The organism is Streptococcus sp. LQJ-218 (assembly GCF_003428885.1).
Lineage (GTDB): Bacteria > Bacillota > Bacilli > Lactobacillales > Streptococcaceae > Streptococcus.
Genome location: NZ_QQRU01000002.1, coordinates 140,829 through 162,888 on the forward strand (window position 1 = coordinate 140,829; position 22,060 = coordinate 162,888).

Here is a 22,060-nt window from a genome sequence, read left to right on the forward strand (position 1 = left end):
CCACTATGACACATAAACCACTAAAAAGGAGGTTCTACCATGAAACAAGAATGGTTTGAAAGTAATGATTTTGTAAAAACAACAAGCAAGAACAAGCCTGAAGAGCAAGATCAAGAGGTTGCAGACAAGGCTGAAGAAACGATAGCCGATCTCGATACACCAATTGAAAAAAATACTCAAGTAGAGGAGGACGTCTCTCAAGCTGAAGTCGAACTGGAAAGCCAGCAAGAGGAGAAAGAGGAGAAAATTGAAGCTCCTGAAGACAGTGAAGCGAAAACAGAAATAGAAGAAAAGAAAGCATTAGATTCTACTGAGGAAGAGCAAGACCTTTCTAAAGAAACAGAAAAAGTCACTATAGCTGAAGAAAGCCAAGAAGCACTTCCTCAGCAAAAACCAACCACGAAAGAGCCCCTTCTTATCAGCAAATCCTTAGAAAGTCCCTATATCCCCGACCAAGCTCCAAAATCTACGGACAGATGGAAAGAGCAAGTGCTTGATTTTTGGTCTTGGCTAGTGGAGGCTCTCAAATCTCCTACAAGCAAGCTTGAAACAAGTAGCAAACACAGCTACACAGCCTTTCTCTTACTCATTCTGTTTTCTGCATCTTCCTTTTTCTTTAGTATCTACCACATCAAACATGCTTACTATGGACATATAGCAACTATGCATAATCACTTCCCTGAACAATTTGCTTCATTAAATCTCTTTTCGATCATCTCTATCCTAGTAGCAACAACACTCTTCTTCTCTTCATTCCTCTTGGGTAGTTTCGTTGTGAGACGATTTATCCACCAGGAAAAAGACTGGACGCTAGAAAAGGTCCTCCAACAATATAGTCAACTCTTGGCAATTCCAATCTTCCTCACTGCTATTGCTAGTTTCTTTGCCTTCTTTGACAGCCTACGATTTACAGCTCTCTTGTGTGTGATGAGCATTGGAATCATTCTACTTGCTAGCCTCCATATCATTACAAGACCTAGTCAAGCAAGTGAAACCGACTCCTTCTATCAATTATTCTTGTCTGTCCTTGTGAACGGAGTCATTATCCTCCTCTTCTTTGTAGCTGAAGTCGCACTGATTGGAGATTATCTTCGTATCTTGGCCTTTCTTTAAACTTCATACTCTTTGAAAATCTCTTCAAACCACGTCAGCTTTATCCCCAACCTCAAAACACTGTTTTGAGCAACCTGCGGCTAGCTTACTAGTCTGCTCTTTGATTTTCATTGAGTAGCAATCCTGTCTTCCATGGCAGGATTTTTTCTATACCAAAAAAGCAAGTCGATTGACCCGCTTCTGCTTTACTCTTCTTGTGCTAATGTTTTAAAATCTTTGTCTAAGATGGGTTTTATTTCTAAAGTTCAGTAGTATGATAACATTGCTATGAAGCTCGTTATTCCAAATATTATGCAAACTAGGAGTATCAATTTGATAAGAATCCGCATCAATACCATAGCTTTTTAGCATGCTTTCTATTTCAAACAAAGACAGTCCTTGGTTATTGTTATTATCAAATTGTAGACTATCTAAATGTTCTAATTTTGGGAAATAATAAGAAATGATTGTCTTTACACAAGCCATTCCACAATCTAGCAAAGTTGCTTGTTTATAGTGACTAACCATTATTTTCTCCTTTTTCAACACTTATCTTACTATAGCCATCAACTTCAATGATGCTATTCGAAGTTTGATTTGTTGTAGGAACCCTTAAAATTTCTCCTGTATTGTTTGTATGTAAAGTATAAATCCCATCAAAATCTTCAGGAACTGTAATAGATACATCGCCAACAAGAGTATCTATAAATATTTTTTCGAAAGTAGCATTTTTCCCTAAGGAAATAGTTACATATAACTTGTCTTTCCCTTCTGAACTCAGAGCCAAATTAAAACCATGTTGCGAAAATGGAATATATAGACTATCTGAACTCATTTTAACGTTTTTAGATATATTATTCGCTGATTCTTCGGAAACTTTTCCTTCTATTTGAACAGTTGTTTCATCTGATTCACTCTTGACAACTTTAACATCAATTGCTTGCTTTGAGCCATAAAACTCTAACGTTTTAATATTTTTAGAAGAAAGAGTCCATGATTGTTTCACACTGATTGTCGTCTCTCCTCGTTTTAAGGTTAATAAAATTCCAGCTACTACAAACAGTAACAACAGTCCAATTACAATTCCTATTTTTTTCATCATTAGTCCTCCTACTTAAATTCTTTTTTACTAAATACAGCTAATGCAAGCACAAGTACTGCTATACTCACCACGATAGGATAGCATACGTTTGTAAGGGTAAATTGACTAAAACTTGGTGATGCTTTCAAATTTAAAGTCATCAGTAAATAGTCTTTCACACTCTCACCAGAATTTGGAAGGACGTAAGCTAATAGGTTATCAAATAGTAAAATGTAGAGTGTATAAATCATACATGATTCATAAACCTTATCAAATATTTGAAAAATCAATAACGAGATACTTATAATGACAAAATAGTATGGTAGTTGGTGTAAAAATGTCGAAACAATCAACACCATGTCCCCTTCCAAATAAACAAGAGCTGTTAAACTATAAAAAATAGTTACATATAGGAAAGACAAACAAAAGGTTCCCAAAATTTTATATAAAAATAACTTCCAACGCTGTTTTTCTTTTGTGAGCAGAATATTGATCGTACGGAAACTATAATCTTCCCCCCAGAAAAATAAATTGGCAGAGATGAAAAGCAAAGGAATAAAACCACTCACATTTGAAATCAACACTCGAAATGCCGGCTCATTTTCATTTGATGACTTAAAAAACAAGGAGAATAACAAAATCAATAATCCTATCAACAAACTAGGAAGCACTCCTCTTTTTTCCCAGTAAAATTTATACATATCTGCCTTAAGAGAATTCATGACTCTCCTCCTTTCTTAAATCATCAGATAATATTACGCAAATAGTAGTCCTCAAAGCGTTCCTTCTTAATATAAATATCCTGTATCACTAGATTTGATGCGACACTATATTGCAAAATAGTCATTAATTTTTCCTTTTCTGTAACAACCAGATAGTCATCTTGCTCAAAATGAACAATGCCCTCTTCTTCTAAAAATATTTTTAGAATCTGATTATCACTTGTCTTTAGGAAAATTTTCTCAGATAAATCATTCGCTAGCTCTTTTGAACTCATCACATTTAGAATCTTTCCTTTTTTCATGATGATATACTTATCTGTTATAAATTCCAATTCTGACAGAATATGGCTCGAGATTAAAAAAGTAACTCCTAACTGATCCCTTAAATTCAAAATCATTTTTCTTAAATCTGAAATCCCTTGAGGATCTAAACCATTCACGGGTTCATCTAAGATAATAAGCTCTGGATTATCCAAAAGCGCAATCGCAATCGATAGTCTTTGCTTCATTCCAAGAGAATAATTTTTTACTTTTCTGTCCCATGATGTTTGGGGTAGGCGAACCAATTCCAACATTTTTATGATGTCTGTCTTTAAACCAAATCTTGTTTTATAATATTGCAGGTGTTGACGTCCAGTCAAGTTTGGATAGAGGGCAGGTGATTCGATAATACTGCCGATCTTATGCTGCGAAACACTCTCGATTTCTCCCTTATCAGCTCGAATTAGTCCTAGAAGAATTCTCATTAATGTTGTCTTTCCTGCACCATTTTCACCGATAAGACCACATATTTCTCCTTGTTCAATATCAAAGGAAATATTATGGAGAACCTGCTCTTTCCCATATGTTTTATCGATATTTTTAAGACTTAAAATCACACGATTCATTGTTTCTCTCCGTTCATTATATCCTTTGCTTTCATGAATTATCCTCCACCTCTGAAATCTCAAAATTCTTAACATCTGTAATCTCCTCAGGCAGAATTACAATTTGCTCTTCACCTGCATCTAAAATTGCTAGGCGAAAGATTTCGTTATTTAATGCTATCTCTACCAACTTTTGCGAAGTCGTGTTATTTCGAACTATCAGACTGTGGCGAGTTTGTGTAAAAGTCTCTAGTAAGATACTAAGATTCCCCATCTCTTCCCTCCTAAACCAAATAACTCTCTTGACTTTTCATTACAGCTCTAGTTTAACGCTTTCAAAAAGAAAAAAACATGACAAAAATGTCATGTCAGCTCTTCATTTCCTCAAAAGTTTTTAAATCTTTTTCTTTTTCTCCTAATATACGCGCTTCTAATACTGAGTCCCCAAATGCTTGAGCACAAACAATAGCTCTGTCATATAATTGGATAGCTTTTTCCTTATCCTGTTTATGAAATAAGGTACACATAGCTTCTAGCATATCAACAATTGGCTTGTTTTGAAAATCCTGCGATATAGTCATCAATGCGTTCATTGCCTTAACATAAGGCTCAAAAGTAGAGTAAGATTTTTCCATCCATTGAACAGCTAAAGAATCAAGCACAGTTCTCTTTAACATATAGGCTGTCTCTAAATCTGATGAATTTGTTTCTCTCATAAGCTTTTTAGAAAGCATCCAAAATAGTTCAGGATTATACTCAGTCGGTCTTGCCAAACATGAACCAAAGTACAGCTTTATCAAAAGCAAATCATTCACCGAATAGTTTTTCCTTATCTTTACTTGTTCAAAATATTCATCAAGCAAAGCATCGCCAAACCCTGCATCCTCACTTACAAAGACATCAAAACTAGCTTGTAAGGCACTAACTGCAATCTGCTCATCCTCAGGTAGACTGTCATAATAGTATTCGTAAACTCTGTCAAATAACTCTTCCTTAACCTGGATTCTATCATCATCCCCATAAGTTTGGAACTTAATGAGTTTATCCTTTAATATTAAGTACTCTGAAGGTAAAACCATATGATCCATATCTACTATATGTGAAATTGGACAACCTAGTTTGTAAGCTATATACTCTACCTTGGATAAACTTGGAGAAGACTGCCCTGATTCAATTCGTGCTAATTGGCGTACCGTTATCTCAGTTTCATCATCACAAAGAGTTTCACGAGTGATATGTTTCATCTCTCGCAACATTCGGATTCTTTTACCTACTTCCTTCTTAATATCCATATGCTCGATCTCCTGATAATTAGTTACTGAACAATATTATATTTTTTATATTATGCTGTTTTTTGTTAAGATAAGCAATGTTTAGAATCTCGTATTACGAAATATCACTAAGCTACTCTATCAATAGAATGAGGTCTCATTCTAAGATATTCTGTGAAAACCTAAACTATAGCTCTTGCCTACTTTTTCACATTTACTAAAGCTTCAAAATCTTCCCCTGAAACAGGGCCTACTTCTACTTGGTTAGCATCTAAGTTCTGATAAAGTTCTTTTGGCAAAGCTCCTAAAAATGCTTGATAATCCAGTCTTGCTATCGCTTCATAGTCTTCTGGTTTAGAGCCATATCCTGTGATTTGAACCAAGTCAATCTCCCACTGGACTTCCTTATCCAGCAATTGCTCCATATAGGCTGCAGGAACAAATGGTTCTCTCGGTAAAACAGTCTTGACTCCTTGAGCCAGATGGTAAACACCGTGCACTTGGCCTTCTCCATCCTGATAGAAGGAAACTCTTGCAAAGTAGGCATCTGTCTCTTGAACCGCACGTACACGCGCTTCAAACTGTGCCAAGCCATCCTCTTCTAAAAAGCTTTTCAAGTCCTCATGACTAAAGAAAACAGGGTGAAAAATTCCTTGGCAAATCGTAAAGCGGGCTGCAGTATCAGCCAGATGGGCTTGAATACCTGCTTGGAAATAAGCTTCAAAGTCGAAACCATCTAGTCCTTCAATCTCAGTTCCTGTATAAGCAAGCAGGGCATCTAAAAATGACTTGATAATCCGCCAGTCTGTCTTCGTTAGTAGGTCAGAAAGATCGACACGATATGCCTTTTGATCATCAGCATAACTAACTTTAAAGAGAAATTGTGATTGCCCCACTATCGCACACTCGATATACTCGAGACGGTTAAGAGGCTGACGGAGATAGACGGCATCATAACTATGCGACTCCAAACCATCTAGCAAGGCCAAGATAGACTTGGCAGTCAAAATTTCCTGTTCTCCTAAAATGCTCTGTTTATTTGGAATAAAAAATGTTTTCGTCATAACTGAACTCCTTTGAAATCGTTTACATATAGTATACCCTATTTTTCTGAAAGATACAGAAACAAACTTTAGATTTTTGAGTAAAAAGCATAGAAAAACAGCCCCTGAGGACTGTTTATACTCTTCGAAAATCTCTTCAAACCACGTCAGCTTTATCCCCAACCTCAAAACACTGTTTTGAGCAACCTGCGGCTAGCTTCCTAGTTTGCTCTTTGATTTTCATTGAGTATTAATCTTATACAGTAGCTGCTTGATCCAAGCTTTCACCGATAGCGGCTAGGCGCTCGATCACTTCAGCTTGTGTCAATTCATTTTCTGAAACATAGCGGTTACGTGGGTGAACACGGCACTCGTGTGAGCATCCACGAAGGTACTTGTCTTCATTTTCTTCTGATGACAAGATACGACGGTTACAGAATGGATTTCCACAGTTGACATAACGTTCACATGGCGTTCCATCAAACCAATCTTTCCCTACGATAGTTGGATTGACATGATTGACATCGACTGCAATACGCTCGTCAAAGACGTACATTTTTCCATCCCAAAGCTCGCCTTGGACTTCTGGGTCTTTACCGTAAGTTGCGATTCCTCCGTGCAATTGGCCAACATCTTTATAGCCTTCACGCACCATCCAGCCTGAGAATTTCTCACAGCGAACACCACCTGTACAGTAAACTACGACACGCTTGTCCATGAATTTTTCTTTGTTATCACGGACCCATTGTGGTAACTCACGGAAGTTGCGGATATCTGGGCGGATAGCCCCACGGAAGTGTCCGAGGTCATACTCATAATCGTTACGTGTGTCAAGGACAACTGTATCTTCGTCAAGAAGGGCTTCTTTGAACTCTTTTGGAGACAAGTAAGCCCCTGTTGTTTCAAGTGGGTTGATGTCGTTGTCAAAGTTATCATCCTCTAAACCAAGGTGGACGATTTCCTTTTTATAGCGAACAAACATCTTCTTGAAGGCTTGTTCATTTTCTTCGTCAATCTTGAACCAGAGGTCTTCCATGCCTGGGAGGCTGTGAACGTAGTCCATGTATTTTTGAGTTGTTTCGTAGTCACCTGAAACTGTTCCGTTAATTCCCTCGTCAGCAACTAGGATACGGCCTTTAAGACCGATTGATTTACAGAAAGCCAAGTGGTCTGCAGCAAATTGCTCTGCATTTTCAATTGGAGTATAAAGGTAGTAAAGTAAGACACGAATATCTTTTGCCATAAGATTTGTTCTCTTTTCTATTCTTAAATTTTCAGAATTTTTCATCTAACTATACTAGTATACCTGCTTGAGAAAACGAATGCAATTTATTTGACTGGAAATTGTAGAGTGTTCTCGAAATTTCCTGAATGATTAAAGTAAAGATAAGAGAAAACATGGCTATCTATATCCTTGTGCCAAAAAATCACTGCCTCCCCCAGATAAGTCTGAGGAAAACAGTGATTCAGTTTTTAGGAGTTAGGAATGAATACACGAAATCAATTGATCTTATGATTTTTTGTTTTTCAAGAATTCATCGTATTGTTTTTGCATTTCGTTCAATACTTTATCGTAGGCACCTTCAGATTTCAATTTTTCCATCAATTCTGGAATAGCTTTATCTGGGTCTACAGTACCAGTGTTGATAGCTGTATCGAATTGTTGCATTGTGTTAGAGATAGCTGAGATTTCAGATTTCACACTGTCAGTGTTAAAGATGAATCCAAGCGCTGGAGATTCTTTAGCTTCTGCCAATTGTTTCTTAGAATCTTCGATTTGTTGGTCTGTAACGTTTTCGTTGATGTAAAGGATCCAGTTGTTACCAGTGTTCCATCCACCCATGTGAGTGTTTCCTTTATAAGCATCAAGGACGCGAACACGGTTTTCTTTACCTTCAATTTTCTCCCAGTTCTTGCCTTCTGGACCGTAAACAAGACCGTTCAAGAGTTCTGCGTTCGTGTTCAAGAGGTTCAACACTTCCATTGATTTTTCTTTGTTCTTAGAGTTGTTTGAGATGACAAAGTTTGCAACTTGTGTTGTTTGGTTTTTCTTGATGAAATTAGTGATTGGTTTGATTTGGATATCTTTATTAGCAACACGTGAGAGCAAGCTGTTACCGTAGTCAGCTGGCCCTACTGTTTCTTCACGAACAAACCAAGTATCTTGTTGAAGGTCAAATGAAGTATCGCTGGTTGCTACGTCTTTTGGAATGTATCCTTCTTCATAGAATTTGTGAAGAGTCTTCAAGTGTTCTTTGAAACGAGGCACTTCGTAACGGTTTACGATCTTAGTAGTGTCCCCTTCAAGGTCGATAACGAATGGAAGTCCATTTGGAACTGGGTAGTCAAAGTTATCAGATGGGATGAAGTTCTTAGTAACCGCAAATGGCACTACATCTGGAGCTTTTTCTTTGATTTGTTTCAAGACTGGTTCAAGTGTTTCGTATGAAGTGACACCTGAAATATCGATACCGTATTTAGCAAGAAGAGTTCCGTTGAAGGCGAAGTTTTGAGATGATGCAACGTTGGCTGCAACTGGAACAGCGTAAATTTTACCGTTAATGCTGTTACCTTTGATGTAAGCTGGGTCAAGTGCTTTGTAAAGTTCTGCCCCTTCTTTCTTATACAAATCAGTCAAGTCCGCATAGGCACCCTTTTGAGCATTCACAACATAGTTAGATGCAAAGGCGATATCGTAGTTTTCACCAGATGATGTGATAACTGACATTTTCTTATCATAGTCACCCCATCCAAGATATTGGATATCCAATTTAGCACCAACTTTTTCTCCGATGATTTTGTTAGCATTTTCTAGCAATTCATCCAAGTTATCTGGTTTGTCACCGATTTGGTACATTTTGATAACAGTTTGTTCACCTGAAGCTGAGTCAGCAGCTTTCTTGTTACCTGAAAGGTTTCCACAAGCAGCGAGACCAGCAGCCAAAGCGACTACGCTAGCAGATGCAAAAGCATATTTTTTCCAGTTTTTCATGACAAAAACTCCTTTTTTTATTTTTAAACTTATAAACGATTTAATGATCTTAACTTCACACAAGGGAAGTTGGGAAACGAGAAAGGGTATTTCTCAACAAGCACTATTCTTTCACACCACCGATAGTCAAACCTTTTACAAAGTAGCGTTGGAAGAATGGATACAAAATCGCGATTGGAAGGGTTGCGACCACAACCATGGCCATACGTCCTGTTTCTTTTGGTAGAGCAACTCCTAGTTGACCAGAAAGGCCGACTGCTTTAGCGATGTAGTCCATATTTTGCTGGATTTGCATGAGCAAATATTGCAATGGATACAAGTTGTCACTCTTGATGTAAAGAAGGGCATTGAACCAGTCATTCCAGAAACCAAGAGCTGTCAAGAGCGTGATAGTTGCGATACCTGGTAGTGACAATGGCAAAGCGATTTGGAAGAAGATACGGGCTTCACTAGCACCATCGATACGAGCGGATTCTAGGATTGCTTCTGGGATGGTCTTCTTGAAGAAGGAACGCATCAAGATGATGTTAAATGGTGAGAGAAGCATGGGAACAATCAAGGCCCAAACGGTATCACCAAGTTGAAGCAAACGAGTGACCACGATATAGCCTGGTACCAAACCAGCGTTGAACAACATACTAAGAAGGGCAAAGATTGTAAAGAATCTGCGATATTTAAATGTTCTCCGTGAGATGGCGTAGGCATAGGTTGTTGTGATAAAAACGTTTGTAATCGTCCCCACCACTGTTACAAAGACTGAGATGAAGAGGGCTTGGAGGATTTTATCCTTAAACTGTGCCAAAAATTCAAAACCGTCTAATCCAAATTGGGATGGGAAGAAGCTATATCCATTTTGGAGAATACTCTTTTCATCTGTCACCGAAATAATGATAACGAAGATAAAGGGCAAGATACAAGAAAGAGCAATCAAACCTGAGATGATACTAAAGAAGATATCCGCCTTCTTACTAAAGGAGTGAATGCCGACATTATCGATTTTTTCTTTTTTAATTTTCTTTTCTGCCATATTCTCCTCCTTTCTAGAATAAAGCTGAGTTTGGATCGACTCGTCTTGCAAGTAAGTTTGATAGAATAACCAATATCAAACCGACAACGGATTGGTAAAGACCGGCTGCTGAAGCCATCCCGATATCTGCTGTCTGAGTCAAACCATTAAAGACATATACGTCCAAAACGTTAGTTACATTGTAAAGCTGACCAGCATTGTGCGGGATTTGGTAGAAGAGACCAAAGTCTGCACGGAAGATATTTCCGACTGCAAGGATGGTCAAAACTGTTACAAGTGGAGTCAACTGAGGAATGGTTACGTTGCGAATGCGTTGCCACTTGCTAGCTCCGTCCACTGTTGCTGCTTCGTAGTAGGTTGGGTCAATTCCCATGATAGTCGCATAGTACATAACACTGCTATATCCAAATCCTTTCCAAATACCTAGGAAAAGGAGAAGATATGGCCAAATGCTTAAGTCAGCGTAGAAGTTGACCTCCTTCATGCCGATAGATTCTAGGAAATGGTTGAACACCCCTTTATCAATGTTTAGGAAGGCATCTGTAAAGAAACTGATGATAACCCAAGACAAGAAGTAAGGGAACAACATAGAAGTTTGGAAGATCTTAACCATTTGCTTAGAACGGAGTTCACTAAGGATAATCGCAATCCCTACCGATACAATCAAACCAATAAAGATAAAGCCGAGATTGTAGAGGACAGTATTTCGTGTGATAATAAAGGCGTCTTTTGAACTAAACAAGAATCTGAAATTATCGAGTCCGACCCATTTACTATTCACTATACTATCTATAAATCCATTACTGGTCATGTGGTAGTCTTTAAAGGCAACCACGTTCCCAAATACCGGAATGTAGAAGAATAGAATCAACCAGAGTGCCCCTGGAAAAACCATCAAGAGAAAGATCCAGTTGTCTCTCAAGGTTTTTGAAAACTTATTCATAATTTCCTCCCTTTTTATTTTGATATCCATCTAAAAATTTCTTTTTAGACTTTTGATAACGATTACATTATTAGTATACTCCTATTTGAAGGCTAGGTTAAACTACTAATTATAGAAAAAACTCCACAAATTATTTTATGTGGAGAAGTTTTTTATATAAGAAGTGTGTTTCACGAGAAACACTCTGAGTAAAGCACGGTGTTCTTGTTTTAGGTCGTATAAATCGTCGATGCTGTTGCAATGGTATGCCACTGGTTGGCTGTTGTGGCTGCGAAGTCCTTATCTGCGTAGAAGTCAGTAAATGGCAGAATTTCTACTTCTAACTCGTCGATGCGGTCAAGCTGACCAGCCAGATAAGCTTCGATACGGCTTTCTGCTCGCTTGATGCGTTGCAAGAGTCCGCCCATGCGGATATCAACCGTATCCAAGCCAAAGACCTTATTTTCTTTCAGCCATTGGTGGCTAAAGAGGGCATGGAAGTCTTCAATTTGGCTTCTGAGTTCTGGCAGTTCTTCTCTAGCGATTTGTTTCAAGCTTTCTTTATCATCCGCTTGATAGGCCTGACGAATACGTCGTCCCACATCGACTTTGCTACTTAAAATCTGGTTCAACTGGGCCTGAGTTTCAAAGAGGTAAGCATAGTTGCCAGCTTTTTCTTTAATGTTAGTAAGCGTATCAGCAGCCTGAGCGAAGTGGGGCTTGTCCTGTTCAGGTGTCATGTGTTGGTCAAGGAGCGGACAGAGAACATCCTGATAAAAGACATAGCGGTTGGGATTGATGCCACTGAGATTATTTGGTAGATCTGGCAAGAGATTGGCAAGATCAAGTTGCATGAAGTCCTCAACGGATAGACCTGTATTGGTCTGGAAATGAGCAGACAGGCGGTCTAGATCATTGCGGTAGCTGAGTTCTGCCCAGATTTGTAGACTTGGCAGAATAGAGAACTGAGCTGTTTCCCCACCATTGTCCCCCCAACCCGTCACGATGACTTCTTTGATGTCATTAGCACGACAGGCTTTGTTGGCTTCAAGAGCAATAAGACGGCTGAAATGGTTGTTGGGTGTAAAACCGATCCACTTCCAAGCACCACCTGCAAAGGCAATATCTTGGCTAATCTTGTGGTGATTACGGAAATTACGATTGTACTTTTCTTCGCTATCCTGGTAATAGTCCCAGTAAACCAAGGTCACACGGTCTTTGAGACGGTCTAGGTAGACACGAGTTTCCTCTGGAATTTCCACATCACGGTCGTACTGGCCATCTGCTGACATAAGTTTAAAGAACATATCACTCCACATCTGACAGTGGAAACCATATTTGTCTGCAATATCCAGCACGCGCTCCAAGTGTTGGCACATGAGGAGACTACGGTCCACCACACCGTTTAGAATCAGGTAGCGTCCCAAGCCAACCAAGTGGGCTTCATCCATCCCAATATTGACCTTGCGAGTCTTCAGTTTAGATAGCGTTGCAAACATGCCGTCAATCAGATCATAAACTTTTTCTTCGCCGATGAGGAGAATGTCCTCTACATCACGAAGTTGCTGGACTTCTTTGACACCCCATTTGACAAAGGCTGACAAGTGAGCCAAGGTCTGGATGCAAGGCACAAAGGTCATGTCAAACTGCTGGGCATAGGCTTCGATTTCCTGTAATTCTTCAGCTGAATAAGCCCCGCGGAAATAGCCAAAATAAGGTTGTCCCTCGATTTGATAAGTGTCTTCCATGTAGAGCTCAAAGGTTGAGTAGCCCATGAGAGCCAAAACTTCAATCATCTGCTTGGCAGAAACCACATTCAGCACCGCATTGCGCGAACAGTCAGCCATGTAGGCTAAATCTTCATAAGCCGCTTGCTCCTCAATCTCTACCTTATCACCTTCTACTAGAGCTGTTGCCAATAAGGACAAGGCGCGGTAGAGTTGGTGAGGTTTGCGGTAGGTCAATTGATAGTGGCCACCCTCACCCTTGATAGAGATAGAGGCTTGGTCAGACTGAGAGACTGCCACCTCTACATCTGGTAGAGAAATGTGCTTTTGAAGTAAGTCTATAGTTTGCTCTTGTTTGGAATTAATTCCTGTAAATCTTACCATTGATTTTCCTCCTGTAGCCAGTTGACAAGGGCACCGTAGAGATTGGCATCTGCCTGATAGGTGCAGGCTTGGATGACTGGTGCGACCGTGTATTCTTCGTAGGTTTCAACAAATACATCAACAGCTTTTTTGACACCTTGGATAAAGTCGGGATTTTGACTGATAGAGCCACCCAGATTAATAACATCTGGATCGATCAGATACTGGATATTGAGCAAGCCTTGCGCCAGATTACGATTCATGCGCTCAATGGCTTCTTGGCAAAGGGCATTTCCTGCTGCGGCCTCTTGGTAAATCTTGCGACCATCCCAATCAGTCTGACCAGATTTTTCAATCACGTATCGCACCATATTTCCAGTTGACGCTAGTTGCGACCAGTTGTTAAGTTTTTCAGCAGGGGCAAGGGTTGTCATATAACCAAATTCTCCACCTAGACCGTGGCGACCTCGGTGAAGTCTACCATTGATAATCATAGCTCCGCCGATTCCTGTACCAATGACGACACAGGCTGCATTTTCAATCTCAGGATGAGCTAGCAGTTCACTAAGTCCAACGCAGTTAGCATCATTTTCCAGATGGACAGGAATCTGATAAGAGCTAAGCACCTCATACCAAGAAAATCCGTGAATGTAGGGCACCGCACTGAAGCCATCAATCACACCTGTCTCTTGATTGACCGCGCCTGGAACGCTCAGAGCAATCCCGCTATAGTCCTGTTCTGACAAGCGTTGGTCTAACCAAGCTAGCAAATCCTCCAAATTTTCTGGTGTTGGGATGCTTGTCTTATCTAGTATGTTCCCATCAGGAGTTAGACTGGCAAACTTTATTCCGGTCCCTCCGATATCAATCGTTGCAATAGTCATTGTTTTTACCATAAAAAGGGGCGAATCAGCAGTTAGTTCTTACCTTTTCGCCCCTCCTTTCTCTTTATGTTTACTTTTTGAAATTAAATTTCTTCTTTTTTGATCAATTCTGTACGAATCTCTTGTGGTGCCAATAATCCTGAATGGACTGGATATGGGCGTTCCAACAAGTCAAGAATGGTTTGTTGTTTTTCAGACATACGGATATTTTCTTGACTCATATTGTAGTAGCGAAGAACATAGCCTTCTTCATTTTCAGCTACCTTAAAGGCTGTCGGACAGATTTGCGGTATGCTGAGAACAGAATGACTCAAGAGGCTACCAGTCGCAGCCACGCTTCCTTCTTGTCTAGCAAGCTGAAGGCTGGTAAACGGTGTCTGTAAGGCTTTAGCACGACGATAGGCTGAGAAGCGTTCTTGGGCTTGGTGGCATTCGAGAGCATACTCGACTTCAAACTCACGCAAGCATTGTGCTTCTGGTGTTGGGAAGTAACCCCAGTCACCCAGCTCACCGGATGCACGCAAAATGGTCACTGCAATGGTGTCGTCTCCAAGGATTTCGTATTCGTTTAATCCCTTGTTGGATACAGTCACACCTTTTTCATCGTCATACAGACTGACAAAGGCCTGTTGGTGTTGAGGATTTTCAGGATTTTCCCATGAAGCAGCTGGTTTGTTTGGTCGTGTCACCACCTCATAGATGCTTTCAGAATCATTACTTGGACACGTGTTATGAGTCTTGACCAAGAGACGGATACGGTGGTCTTTGGCAGTGTTGGTAAAGCGAGTTTTAAAGCGAATTTGTGGATTATCAACAAAGATAGTCATCTCAGTTTCAAGAGGAATGCTTGTCAATTCTTCTGAACGTCCAGCTTCACGCTTCATAAACTCGATGATGCCTTTTTGCTCTTCTTCTAGCTTTTCATCTGCACTGACAGGCACGGTCAATTCATGTTTGAGCAAAATCTTAGCGTAGCGAGCTGTGTTTTCCAAGACCTCATAACCCTTAAGCTCTGCATAGATTGGCTCTGTTCCTTTGGGTTGGAAATAGATATACTCGTTTCCGATGTCACCACGGTCTTCGAAGCGGATAAAATCTTCATAGGCTTCGTGAGTTGTCTTGTCATAGACTGTAATATTGTCATCCACACTTACCGTTACAAACGGTGTATCAATCACTCCGTTTTGGTAAATACCCTCACGGTGTTCTTGCTCTCCTTCCAGCAATTGGAAGGTTGTCCAAGAAAGCGGCGCTAGGTGAACTGGAATGGTCACGCGCACTTGGCGAGCGATACGAGCTTGGCGAAACTGGTCTTTTGGTAAATCGTACTCAAAATTAGCTCCAAGGTCTTCGATTTTAGCCTCTACAGGACGCCCATCCAAGTCCTCCACACGATAACTTGGCAAGGTTAAGGCAGCCATCTTCTTGTAACCTTCTGTTGGGTGCAATTCCTTGAAATCACAAGTCGCCACATCAATCACTGTGCTGACAGTATCGACCTTATCATGCAAGCCTGTGTTAATGACAGTAAAGAGATAGTCACTTTGAGCCTTAGCTGTAGCGATTTTACCCTTCCATTCGTTAAGAAGATTGCTCTTAACAAAGTTTCCGACTTGATTGACCTTGGCAAAACGCGTTTCCATCTCGCGGTGAACTTCGTCCACGCTACAGCCACAGATGCTATCATGTGGCGCATTCTGCAAAAGTGTTTTCCAAGCATAGGTCAACTGGTCCTTGTGGTTGTGACCCCCAGTGATAATCGTCAAGGGTTCTACCACTTGCTCTAGTAGGTTGCTATTTTCTTGGAAGGCTTGCTTGAGATAAATGCGAGATGAAGAAGTGTTGGCAAGTGTGTACCAGCCGTCTGTTTCCTGACTGGTCAACTCACCTGTAACCGTTGATAATTGTTCCGGTAGGGCATTTTCCACGGCTTGGACATATTCATCAAAAGAACTGTGAACAAAGGTCACATCTGGGAAGAGTTCATTTGCCACACGAATGGCTTCACTCAGATTTTTCTGGACAGGCTGGTGGTCACAGCCGTTCATCATCAACCATTGGTTAGTCGAAGCGTAGTCACGCACGTCTGCCAGTTTTTGTTTCCAGAAGGTCAAGGCCTCGTCTTTATCCACTGGAATTTCATTCCCGTTACTGTACCAGTTGGCAAAGAGAATGCCGAGGACACGGCTACCATCCGCACCCTGCCAGTACATTTCGGAAAACTGAGAAGTAAACTGCTCATCTTCGAGAACTTGGTTGTCAAATCCGATTGGTTTGACACCACGCCCAAAAGCGGCAACGTGTATGCCTGATTTTTGAAGGATTTGAGGAGCCTGCCCCATATTTCCAAAGGTATCTGGGAAGTAGCCAATTTGAGTTGATTTGCCCCATTTGGCACATTCCGCTTGTCCAATCAAGGTATTACGAACATTGGCTTCGCTGGAAATCAAGTAATCATCCTGCAAGATATAGAATGGTCCAATCTTGAGTTTGCCTTCGTCGATATAACGCTGCACCTTGTCACGGTTTTCAGGGCGAATATCCAAGTAGTCATCAAGGACAATGGTTTGACCATCCAAGTGGAAGCTCTTGAACTCAGGATCATTTTCAAAAAGATCAAAGAGATTGTCAAAAAGTTCCACCAATTGCATACGGTGACTTTCAAAAGGTAGATACCACTCACGATCCCAGTGGCTGTGAGAAATAATATGTACAACAACATTTTCCATGAGTAAAACCTCATTCTAACTTAAATTTAAAAATAGATTTGCGATTCTTTACTAGAATCTATCGAGCGATCGCTCATTAACGAATATCCAAGTAATCCAAGACCAACTCACAGAACATCATATTGGCCCATGAGAACCATTCACGAGAGTAGAGTGTCGGATCGTCTACGTGGAAGCTTTCGTGCATCACACCTGTTCCACCATCGCAGGCAACCAACTGATCTAGCAAGAATTTTTTCTCAGCCTTATCTCTCGTTGTCAAACCTTGGATAGAAAGGGCGATTGGCCAGATATAGCGATAGAAGGTATGAGAACTTCCGAGGCCACTAGCGTATTCTCCTTGGTAGAAATATGGATTTTCAGGGCTCAAAATGGTACGACGAGTTGCTTGATAGACTTCGTCGTCAATATCACAGTAACCAAGATAGGGAGCAGCTAACAAGCTTGGCACGTTAGGGTCGTCCATGATGCTGGCATTTCCTAGACCATCCACTTCAAAGGCGTAAATCTTTTCACCCTTGCTGTTAGTCGTGTAGGCATAATTTTCGATCCCTTCTTGGATCTCAGCCTGCAGGCGTTTAGCATCAGCAATGATGCTCTTGCTATCAGCTAGATTCAATTCTGCAAAGATTTCTTGGACATAACCTAAGACAACGACTGCGAACATATTGGATGGAATCAAGTAACTATACTGACAGCAGTCATCACTCGGACGGAAGGCTGACCAGGTCATCCCTGTCACCGCAAAATCAGGACCAAAACCATCATTAACCAAGGTATCTTCCTTGCGGTCCGTATCACGAACAAAACGATAAGGAGAGTTGCTGTGGTCTTGTTCTACTGTCCAGAGATGGAGAATTTCCTTGGTCGCTGCGACAAAAGTCTCCTCAAACTGACTAGTCTCACCAGTCTCTTTCCAGAGGAGATAAGCCAACTGCAATGGGTAACAAAGCGAATCCACTTCATACTTGCGCTCCCAAATCCAGCCATTCAAGTCTGTATGGTCTGTCTCGTGGTGACCCTTCCAGTTTTCCTCAATGTTGAAGGAATTGGCATAATGATCTTTGAGAATCAAAGTCATCTGACGTTTGACCAGACCTGCAATAGTTTGACGCAAGAGGGCATCTCTTTTAGCCACATGCAGGTAGGGTCTGAGTTGGGCTGTCGAATCCCGAAGCCACATAGCAGGGATATCTCCAGTCAGTACAAAAGTTGAGCCGTCTTCTAAGATCTCAACTGTATTATCCAAGGTGTCTGTGTAGCAACGCTCGAAAACATCCACCCACTCTGGGTGGTCCTTAGCCCGCTCTGCCACTTCATCTAGCCATTCTCTGACAATTTCTTTTGAATAAATCATCGTGCAGTATCCTCTTTCAAACAAGTTTCATTTTCAGTATATAGCTTTTGGGACAGAAAATACATACACAAATGATAGTCATTTTTCTACAAAATTGTTATCTTTAAAACTTCTTTTCTAAAGGCCCTCTTTTTCTGATATAATGTAGAAAAACAGCTAAAGGAAAGGCTATGAAACCACTACTTGAAACCATTGATACGCGTTTTGGAACAGCCAGTAAACATGCATTTTCACGAGGAAACACCCTACCCTACACAGGCGTGCCTTTTGGCATGAATTACTTTGTGCCTCAGACCAGTGACCAGGAGGGCTCTTGGTTTTTCGATCCGCATCTGCCTATCTTTCAGGGGATTCGACTAACCCACCAGCCCAGCCCTTGGATTGGGGACTACTCTTGGCTCTTACTGACACCTGTCACAGGTCAGCTAGGGGGAGACAGCCTCTTTCATCGTCAGTCTTCTTATGATATGGACAAGGCCTCTTTCCAACCCCATTATCTGAAGATTTTCTCCCTGCGCTATCAGATCGAAACTCAGTTAAGTCCTACTTGCTATGGTGCTTCTATTCAGCTAAGACAGATACAAGGAAAAGCTCTCTCCCTCTATCTTCACGCTGCAGATGAACTGACAGTAGAGCAAGTCGATAAGCGAACTCTGGCCCTGAGACAAGAAGGTGAAACCGAAACCAACAAAAGTCCTCTCGTCATGTTCACTGCCCTCGCATTCTCTACGGATATTCTATCTATCAATCAAGTGGAGCAAGATTGGCGTATTGACTTGGCTGGAGCAGAAGTTCAAGTTCAACTAGCAACTTCTTTTATTTCTAAAGAACAAGCTCGCTTTAATCTGCCTAAAAAAGACTTTGAAGAAACGAAATCAGATGCTAAAGCAAGTTGGGAAGATCTTCTAAGCCGTTTTGATGTCGTGGAAACTGGGCCTGTGGACCGAACATTTTTTGATTATTGTCTATACAGACTCTTTCTCTTCCCGCAAACCTTTTATGAGGTAAATGAACAGGGAGAAGAGATTCATATAGACCTCGCTTCAGGAACGATCAAGCCTGGTCTATTCTTTACCAACAATGGTTTTTGGGATACCTTCCGTACTTCATTCCCACTCTTTGCTCTGATTATTCCAGAGCACTATCGTCAATTCCTTGAAGGCTTCCTCAATAGCTACCGCGACACTGGATATCTTCCTAAGTGGCTTGCCCCTGATGAAAGAGGAATGATGCCTGGCACTTTGATTGATGGTCTTATTGCAGATAGCGCCTGCAAAAACATGGCACCTGAGCTGGAGGAAGAATTTCTCAAAGCCATGATCAAAACTGCAACCAAGGCAGATCCAAAAGCCATCAACGGACGACACGGCCTGGCTCAATACCAAAAGCTAGGATACCTATCCACGGACTTCCATGAAAGTGTCAGTCATACACTAGACTATGCTTACAGTGATTTTTGCATCTCTACCTGCGCAGCAAAATTAGGTCAAGAAGAGCTAGCTCAAACCTATGCTCAATATTCTAAAAACTATCAGAATCTATTTGACCCTGAGACAGGCTATATGAGGGCGCGTGATGTAGATGGCAACTTTCGTCCTGACTTTTCTCCCTATAGTTGGGGGCGAGATTACGCCGAATGCTCAGCTATTCAAGCCAGTCTAGGCGTCCTCCACGACATCCCAGACTTAATCCAACTTATGGGTGGAAAAGAAGCCTTTAGCAACTATCTTTTGAAAACCTGTCAAGATGCTCCCCTCTTTGAGACAACAGGCTATGGTTACGAGATTCACGAAATGAGCGAAATGGCTACTACTCCTTTTGGGCAACTCGCCATTTCTAACCAACCTAGCTTCCACATTCCTTATCTCTTCCGTTACAGCGATTACCCTGACTACACTGCCCTTCTCATCAAGATTCTCCGTCAGAAGGCCTTTCACCCAAGTTGGGAAGCCTATCCTGGCGATGAAGACAATGGCAGTCTCTCAGCCTGGTACATCTGGTCAGCTCTCGGATTTTATCCGACCTGCCCAGGAAAAGCAAGCTATGATCTCGGAATCCCTCTCTTTGACCATCTTCGTATCTACCTGGCTAGAGAAGATAAATGGCTGGATATCTATGCGAAGCAAAACCATAGCCACTTCAACTTTGTCAAAGAATGCCGACTGGACCAAATAATCGTATCAACTATTCAACACCAAGACCTCTTAAAAGCTGAGCAACTAACCTTTACACTTAGCTGGTTGCCAAGTCACTAGCTAGTAGACAAAAGAACCTTTGTATCGTGCAAAGGTTCTTCTATTTTATGAAACTTGTATGTGAGCTTGATCAATCAGCTGTCCATCCACAGTCAGATTCAGATAGAAATCCAAGGTCTTATCAGCAGCAAAATACAAGGTTGGTATAGTCAAATCTTTCTTGCTTTCCCCTGCTTGGAATTGAAGAACTTGAATCTCGTCCTGATAGGCGACACCATGGACACCTGTCCCCGGTTGAATCGAAATCTTAGCCTCCAAAGGAGTATTACTTTCGCTACGTTTAATCCTAAAACGAAGAGTCTCTCCCTTTGTCACAGCTAGACCTTTTTCTGCAAATGCTAGTCTCTGAACAACTTCTTTTTTTGATAAACTAGGAGTTTTATAAAGTGAAATCTTGGTTAATACAGGCATAGCTTGTGCCTCTGTAATCCGCACGCGCACCTTCTGTGCCTCTACTAGCGGCCCTCGCAGAAGGAGCTTATGACCAACTGTGAAGCCCGTGCCAAATTCCTGCCAGAGACCATCCACCTCTACTTGCACATGAAAAGCAGTGATTCGTTGCCCCAGCTTCAAATCTTCTCTTAACTCAATTACATCAAAAGTTTTAGGTGACCCTAAGTCGAGTTCTAACTGGATTGGGAAGCCTACGTCGCTTGCCCAAGAGCTGGTCTTAAGGCTATCTGTCAAATGGTGACAGGCAAAGTCTGCGGAAAGAGCAGGACCAAATACCTCAGCTCCCAGAGCCAAATCTTCTTTATAGAGCTCATTGCGATAAGCCGCAAATTTATAAAGGCGTTCAATATCCTTTGCATCAAATAGCCCAGCTTGATTCGGCGGAATATTGAGTAAGAGAGGTGTGCCTCTCCCCACTGAGTGAAAGTAGATTTCGACCAACTCCTCAAGAGACTTAGGATCCTGCTCTTCATGGTAAAACCAGCCCGGTCGGATGGAAACATCTGCCTCACCGATTGAAAAAATCATGCCTGAGGGATCTCCGTGCTGAAGATAGTCCAGTTCTGCTTCTGTTCCTAGTTTATCAGGATTCACCTTTTGCCATAGAGGATCACCTGCATACCCTCGTTCATTGCCAATCCAGCGTATACTGGTGCCTTCTGTTGAAAAAATCAAGCAATCGCCCTGCAGGTCACGAATGGTTTCAAACCATTTTTCAAATTTATAATTGACCTTTTGGGCTCCCTCTCCTCTGGCACCATCCATCCAGACCTCAGCAAATTTTCCTCCATTTCCATAGGAAGGATTTGATAAGATTTCCTTCAGCTGGGCCAGATAATAGGCATTATAGTCCGCTTCTCGGTCCACATGATAGAGTGGACTATGGGCATCCCATGGCGATAAATAGACCCCCATATCCATATCAAACTCAGTGGCAGCTTGGGATACTTCAAGGAGCAAATCCCCCTCTCCATTCCTCCAAGGGCTAGCCTTGACCGAATAATCTGTGTGAACTGTCGGATAAAGGACAAAGCCATCATGGTGCTTGACCACCAAAATCAACTTCTTAAAGCCCGTTTCCTTGAGTACACGAACCCACTCACGCGCGTCTAACTTTGTTGGATTAAAGCGTTCAGGCTCCTCCTGACCTGTCCCCCATTCCTGGTCATAAAAAGTATTGGGACCAAAATGGATAAAGGCTGCTAGTTCATCCTCTAAATACGCTAGCTGGGCCTGACTAGGCAAGGGGCCATGCGGTTTTATTTCTCTTACCATA

18 protein-coding genes are annotated in these 22,060 nt (G+C 41.3%); 2 read left to right on the plus strand and 16 right to left on the minus strand.

Annotation, left to right across the window (positions count from 1 at the left end; all coding sequences use genetic code 11):
* The first annotated feature begins 39 nt into the window (after positions 1–39).
* A complete protein-coding gene (locus tag D2908_RS02355) occupies positions 40–1,113 on the plus strand; it encodes a DUF6574 domain-containing protein (protein ID WP_117304559.1) in 1,074 nt (357 codons plus the stop codon).
* Between the two features lie 207 nt (positions 1,114–1,320).
* On the opposite strand, the gene D2908_RS02360 is transcribed toward D2908_RS02355, so the two are convergent.
* The 15 genes from D2908_RS02360 to D2908_RS02435 form a co-directional block, all read right to left on the minus strand.
* The gene (locus tag D2908_RS02360; RefSeq protein ID WP_240628267.1) at positions 1,321–1,620 is read right to left on the minus strand and encodes a cysteine peptidase family C39 domain-containing protein; all 300 of its coding nucleotides are present in this window, start codon (positions 1,618–1,620) and stop codon (positions 1,321–1,323) included.
* Complete coding sequence (locus tag D2908_RS02365; RefSeq protein ID WP_117304561.1) at positions 1,613–2,194, minus strand: hypothetical protein; 582 nt, start codon at positions 2,192–2,194, stop codon at positions 1,613–1,615. Before D2908_RS02365 ends, D2908_RS02360 begins: the two co-directional genes overlap by 8 nt.
* Before the next feature lie 8 nt (positions 2,195–2,202).
* Positions 2,203–2,895, minus strand: a complete 693-nt coding sequence (locus tag D2908_RS02370) for an ABC transporter permease (protein ID WP_117304564.1) — start codon at positions 2,893–2,895, stop codon at positions 2,203–2,205.
* A gap of 23 nt (positions 2,896–2,918) precedes the next feature.
* Positions 2,919–3,782 carry an ATP-binding cassette domain-containing protein gene (locus D2908_RS02375; protein WP_117304566.1) on the minus strand — a complete coding sequence of 288 codons (864 nt, stop codon included), beginning with the start codon at positions 3,780–3,782 and terminating at the stop codon, positions 2,919–2,921.
* 31 nt (positions 3,783–3,813) lie between these two features.
* Positions 3,814–4,035 carry a hypothetical protein gene (locus D2908_RS02380; RefSeq protein WP_117304568.1) on the minus strand — a complete coding sequence of 74 codons (222 nt, stop codon included), beginning with the start codon at positions 4,033–4,035 and terminating at the stop codon, positions 3,814–3,816.
* A 94-nt stretch (positions 4,036–4,129) separates the two neighbouring features.
* Positions 4,130–5,053 carry an XRE family transcriptional regulator gene (locus D2908_RS02385; protein ID WP_117304570.1) on the minus strand — a complete coding sequence of 308 codons (924 nt, stop codon included), beginning with the start codon at positions 5,051–5,053 and terminating at the stop codon, positions 4,130–4,132.
* A 179-nt stretch (positions 5,054–5,232) separates the two neighbouring features.
* The gene (locus tag D2908_RS02390; RefSeq protein WP_117304572.1) at positions 5,233–6,096 is read right to left on the minus strand and encodes a DUF4299 family protein; all 864 of its coding nucleotides are present in this window, start codon (positions 6,094–6,096) and stop codon (positions 5,233–5,235) included.
* Positions 6,097–6,331: 235 nt separating this feature from the next.
* A complete protein-coding gene (locus tag D2908_RS02400; protein WP_117304574.1) occupies positions 6,332–7,318 on the minus strand; it encodes a rhodanese-related sulfurtransferase in 987 nt (328 codons plus the stop codon).
* Between the two features lie 267 nt (positions 7,319–7,585).
* Complete coding sequence (locus D2908_RS02405; RefSeq protein WP_117304576.1) at positions 7,586–9,067, minus strand: ABC transporter substrate-binding protein; 1,482 nt, start codon at positions 9,065–9,067, stop codon at positions 7,586–7,588.
* Between the two features lie 103 nt (positions 9,068–9,170).
* Complete coding sequence (locus D2908_RS02410; protein WP_049495411.1) at positions 9,171–10,094, minus strand: carbohydrate ABC transporter permease; 924 nt, start codon at positions 10,092–10,094, stop codon at positions 9,171–9,173.
* 13 nt (positions 10,095–10,107) lie between these two features.
* Positions 10,108–11,037, minus strand: coding sequence for a sugar ABC transporter permease (locus D2908_RS02415; protein WP_117304578.1), 930 nt, complete (start codon positions 11,035–11,037; stop codon positions 10,108–10,110).
* Positions 11,038–11,246: 209 nt separating this feature from the next.
* Complete coding sequence (locus D2908_RS02420; protein WP_117304580.1) at positions 11,247–13,127, minus strand: beta-N-acetylhexosaminidase; 1,881 nt, start codon at positions 13,125–13,127, stop codon at positions 11,247–11,249.
* The gene (locus D2908_RS02425) at positions 13,121–13,990 is read right to left on the minus strand and encodes an ROK family protein (RefSeq protein ID WP_165847422.1); all 870 of its coding nucleotides are present in this window, start codon (positions 13,988–13,990) and stop codon (positions 13,121–13,123) included. The genes D2908_RS02420 and D2908_RS02425 overlap by 7 nt, the downstream gene beginning before the upstream one ends.
* Positions 13,991–14,073: 83 nt before the next feature.
* Positions 14,074–16,719, minus strand: coding sequence for an alpha-mannosidase (locus D2908_RS02430; RefSeq protein ID WP_117304583.1), 2,646 nt, complete (start codon positions 16,717–16,719; stop codon positions 14,074–14,076).
* A gap of 76 nt (positions 16,720–16,795) precedes the next feature.
* A complete protein-coding gene (locus D2908_RS02435; protein ID WP_117304585.1) occupies positions 16,796–18,076 on the minus strand; it encodes a glycoside hydrolase family 125 protein in 1,281 nt (426 codons plus the stop codon).
* Positions 18,077–18,246: 170 nt separating this feature from the next.
* On the opposite strand from D2908_RS02435, the gene D2908_RS02440 reads away from it, so the two are divergent.
* On the plus strand, positions 18,247–20,331 hold the full coding sequence (locus D2908_RS02440) for a GH92 family glycosyl hydrolase (RefSeq protein WP_117304587.1): 2,085 nt from the start codon (positions 18,247–18,249) through the stop codon (positions 20,329–20,331).
* A gap of 45 nt (positions 20,332–20,376) precedes the next feature.
* On the opposite strand, the gene D2908_RS02445 is transcribed toward D2908_RS02440, so the two are convergent.
* Entirely contained in the window at positions 20,377–22,059 is a 1,683-nt protein-coding gene (locus D2908_RS02445) for an alpha-L-fucosidase (RefSeq protein ID WP_117304589.1), read from the minus strand.
* Position 22,060: the final 1 nt, after the last annotated feature.

Excerpts from the sequence above, each read along its gene's own strand:
- D2908_RS02355 (WP_117304559.1), top strand. The coding sequence starts at position 40 with ATGAAACAAGAATGGTTTGAAAGTAATGATTTTGTAAAAACAACAAGC.
- D2908_RS02360 (WP_240628267.1), bottom strand. The coding sequence starts at position 1,620 with ATGGTTAGTCACTATAAACAAGCAACTTTGCTAGATTGTGGAATGGCT.
- D2908_RS02365 (WP_117304561.1), bottom strand. The coding sequence starts at position 2,194 with ATGATGAAAAAAATAGGAATTGTAATTGGACTGTTGTTACTGTTTGTA.
- D2908_RS02370 (WP_117304564.1), bottom strand. The coding sequence starts at position 2,895 with ATGAATTCTCTTAAGGCAGATATGTATAAATTTTACTGGGAAAAAAGA.
- D2908_RS02375 (WP_117304566.1), bottom strand. The coding sequence starts at position 3,782 with ATGAATCGTGTGATTTTAAGTCTTAAAAATATCGATAAAACATATGGG.
- D2908_RS02380 (WP_117304568.1), bottom strand. The coding sequence starts at position 4,035 with ATGGGGAATCTTAGTATCTTACTAGAGACTTTTACACAAACTCGCCAC.
- D2908_RS02385 (WP_117304570.1), bottom strand. The coding sequence starts at position 5,053 with ATGGATATTAAGAAGGAAGTAGGTAAAAGAATCCGAATGTTGCGAGAG.
- D2908_RS02390 (WP_117304572.1), bottom strand. The coding sequence starts at position 6,096 with ATGACGAAAACATTTTTTATTCCAAATAAACAGAGCATTTTAGGAGAA.
- D2908_RS02400 (WP_117304574.1), bottom strand. The coding sequence starts at position 7,318 with ATGGCAAAAGATATTCGTGTCTTACTTTACTACCTTTATACTCCAATT.
- D2908_RS02405 (WP_117304576.1), bottom strand. The coding sequence starts at position 9,067 with ATGAAAAACTGGAAAAAATATGCTTTTGCATCTGCTAGCGTAGTCGCT.
- D2908_RS02410 (WP_049495411.1), bottom strand. The coding sequence starts at position 10,094 with ATGGCAGAAAAGAAAATTAAAAAAGAAAAAATCGATAATGTCGGCATT.
- D2908_RS02415 (WP_117304578.1), bottom strand. The coding sequence starts at position 11,037 with ATGAATAAGTTTTCAAAAACCTTGAGAGACAACTGGATCTTTCTCTTG.
- D2908_RS02420 (WP_117304580.1), bottom strand. The coding sequence starts at position 13,127 with ATGGTAAGATTTACAGGAATTAATTCCAAACAAGAGCAAACTATAGAC.
- D2908_RS02425 (WP_165847422.1), bottom strand. The coding sequence starts at position 13,990 with ATGACTATTGCAACGATTGATATCGGAGGGACCGGAATAAAGTTTGCC.
- D2908_RS02430 (WP_117304583.1), bottom strand. The coding sequence starts at position 16,719 with ATGGAAAATGTTGTTGTACATATTATTTCTCACAGCCACTGGGATCGT.
- D2908_RS02435 (WP_117304585.1), bottom strand. The coding sequence starts at position 18,076 with ATGATTTATTCAAAAGAAATTGTCAGAGAATGGCTAGATGAAGTGGCA.
- D2908_RS02440 (WP_117304587.1), top strand. The coding sequence starts at position 18,247 with ATGAAACCACTACTTGAAACCATTGATACGCGTTTTGGAACAGCCAGT.
- D2908_RS02445 (WP_117304589.1), bottom strand. The coding sequence starts at position 22,059 with ATGGTAAGAGAAATAAAACCGCATGGCCCCTTGCCTAGTCAGGCCCAG.